Consider the following 2,614-nt stretch of genomic DNA (forward strand, 5'->3'; position numbering starts at 1 on the left):
GCACGCCCACCGTGGCGTCGGGCTGCGCGTCGAACTCGCGCGCGCCGGCCGGCTCGATGGCCGCGATGCGCCCGTCGATGACCACGACGTCGTGGTCGGGAAGCACCCGGTCGGCGCACACCACCGTGCCGCCGCGGATGATGCAGGAGTTGTCGTTCACGGGAGGGTCCTTTCGAGGAGTCATAGGTTGGCGTAGTAAGTCAGCGAGGGTTCTTCCGGTGCCCGAGATTGGCGTGAAAGACCGAGGAGGCGTACTTTGGTACGCGACGAGGGCTTGGAGCGCCAAGGTCGGGTGCCGGAAGAGCCCGCAGCGTCGAGCAGTTCCGACGGCCGCCAGGCCGCCGGAACGCCTAGAGGAGCGAATAGACAAGTTGTTGGGTATAAGAATGCTGGGGGTCTTCCAATATCTGGTCGGTCAGGCCGCTTTCTATGACGCGGCCGTCCAGCATGACCAGCGTGCGGTCGGCCAGCATGCGGATGACGCCCAGGTCGTGGCTCACCACGAGCATGCTCACGTTGAAGTCGCGCCTGATCTGCTGCACGAGGTCGAGCACGGCGGCCTGCACGGACAGGTCGAGGCCCGTGGTCACCTCGTCCAGCAGCAGGATGGGCGGGTTGTTCGACAGGGCCTTGGCAATCTGGACGCGCTGCTGCATGCCGCCGGAGAAGTTGCGCGGCGGCTCGGTGGCGCGCGAGAGCGGGATGTTCACGCGCCCCAGCAGGTCCTCGCCGCGGGAGCGCATGGCGCCCACGTTGCGGCTGCCGGAGGCGATCATCTGCTCGGCGATGTTCGACAGGCTGGAGAAGTCCATGCGCAGCCCCAGGTAGGGGTTCTGGTACACCATGCCGAACACCGTGTTGCGGATGGCGCGCCGCTGCTGGGGCGAGAGCGCCAGCAGGTTGGCCGCGCCCCCGTCGAACGGGCGGGCGCGCACGTCGCCGGACGTGGCCTCCTCGTCGAAGAACAGGCACTTCATGAGCGAGGACTTCCCGCTGCCCGACTCCCCGACAATGCCCACGATCTCGGCCGGGTACACGTCCAGGCTCACGTCGCGCACGGCGTGCACCGTGCCGCAGCGCGGGCACACGTTGCGCTCGAGCCGCGCGTCGGGCTCAAGGCAGTGCGGGCAGCCCGCGCCGAAGCGCTTCGACAGGTTCCGCACGGAGAGGCACGCCGCCTCGTCCGCACCGAACCGCTGGTCATCGAGCATGGGAGGCTCCTTCCCGGTCAGAAGATGGGTCGCCGGTCGTTCGTAGAGTCCAGTGTCCCAAATCGGGACTGTCCCCATTTGGGACATGTTGCGCGCACCATGAGGTGTCGTTGCATTGGTAGTACGTCTCGCCGGTTGCCTCGTCCACCAGCTCGTCCAGGTAGACGCCCGTCGCGCCGCACAGGCGGCAGCGTTTGCCGTCGAAGCGCTCCACCGCGAAGGGATAGTCCTCGAAATCGAGGGGAACCACGTCGGTGTGGGGCGGCACGGCGTAGATCTTCTTCTCGCGGCCCGCGCCCAAGAGCGTGAGGTGCTCGGCCTGGTTGAGCTTCAGGTTGTCGAAGCGCGGGATGGGAGAGGGGGCCATGACGTAGCGCCCGTTCACGAGCACGGGGTGGTCGGCCCCGGTGGTAGTGGCGTCGAAGCGCACGATTTGGTCGAACAGCTCCAGCCACGCGCCCGTGTAGTCCGCCTCGGCATGCAGGCGGCGCGTGGCGGCCTCGCTCGGCTCGAAGCCGCGCAGCGGCTCGGGCGTGGGCACCTGCAGCACGAGCACCTGGTCGGCGCGCAAGGGGCGTTCGGGAATCCGGTGGCGCGACTGGATGAGCGTGGCGTCCTCGGTGGCGTCGGTCACCTCCACGTCGGTGGTGTCGGCCACGAGCTTCTTGATGTTCACGGCGTTCACGCTGTCGTCCGAGCCCTGGTCGATCACCTTGAGCACGTCGCCGCGCCCGATGACGGCCAGCGTGATCTGCAGGCCGCCCGTGCCCCAGCCGCGGCCGATGGGCATCTCGCGGGAGGCGAAGGGCACCTGGTAGCCGGGGATGGAAACGCCCTTCACGATGGCGCGGCGGATCTCGCGCTTGGACGCCTCGTCGAAGAAGGCGTAGTTATAACGTTGCTGCATCGGTCGCCTCCTTCGCTTCCAGCGCCGCAGCGGCGGCCTGGTCGGCGGATCGGTCGTCGTCAGGGGTCCCGCCGCGCGTACCGCGCACGCTGGAAAGCTTCGATTGGAACGTCACGTAGTGCGGGAGCTTGAGGTGCGAGATGAAGCCGGTAGCCTCCACGCCGTCCACGTGGTAGAGCACGAACTCCTCGTCCTCGGTGGGGAACCTCTTGTCGCCCAGCTCCAGGCAGCGGTCGAGCACGCTCATGGCGATGGCCTTCGTCTCGGCGCGGCCGATCACGCAACCGTAGCCCACGGCGAGCGAGAGGCTGTCCTCACCGGAACCGCCCTCGTCCATGAACACGCTCTCCACCTCGGTGACGGGAAGCGAGCCCAGGTAGTAGGCGTCGTCCGGGCCGCCCGGCTCGACCGGATGGTCCACGGCCACGGCCACGCGGCCCTGCCGCAGCTCGCCCACCGTGGGATGCGCCGGGCCGAAGCCGCGGATGGCCGCGTA

3 protein-coding genes are annotated in these 2,614 nt (G+C 68.3%); all 3 read right to left on the reverse strand.

Going from position 1 to position 2,614, the window contains the following annotated elements:
* Positions 1–350 precede the first annotated feature (350 nt).
* On the reverse strand, positions 351–1,211 hold the full coding sequence (locus GPA_RS12200) for an ATP-binding cassette domain-containing protein (RefSeq protein ID WP_015540049.1): 861 nt from the start codon (positions 1,209–1,211) through the stop codon (positions 351–353).
* The gene (locus tag GPA_RS12205; protein ID WP_015540050.1) at positions 1,201–2,118 is read right to left on the reverse strand and encodes an alpha-D-ribose 1-methylphosphonate 5-phosphate C-P-lyase PhnJ; all 918 of its coding nucleotides are present in this window, start codon (positions 2,116–2,118) and stop codon (positions 1,201–1,203) included. Before GPA_RS12205 ends, GPA_RS12200 begins: the two co-directional genes overlap by 11 nt.
* Positions 2,102–2,614 (reverse strand): carbon-phosphorus lyase complex subunit PhnI (locus tag GPA_RS12210; protein WP_167536660.1); only part of this gene is annotated, 513 nt, incomplete at its 5' end. The genes GPA_RS12205 and GPA_RS12210, both read right to left, overlap by 17 nt.

Source organism: Gordonibacter pamelaeae 7-10-1-b, assembly GCF_000210055.1.
GTDB classification, from domain to species: Bacteria; Actinomycetota; Coriobacteriia; order Coriobacteriales; family Eggerthellaceae; genus Gordonibacter; species Gordonibacter pamelaeae.

Bases quoted from the DNA above. Each gene is read 5' to 3' on its own strand.
- GPA_RS12200 (WP_015540049.1), bottom strand. From the start codon at position 1,211: ATGCTCGATGACCAGCGGTTCGGTGCGGACGAGGCGGCGTGCCTCTCC.
- GPA_RS12205 (WP_015540050.1), bottom strand. From the start codon at position 2,118: ATGCAGCAACGTTATAACTACGCCTTCTTCGACGAGGCGTCCAAGCGC.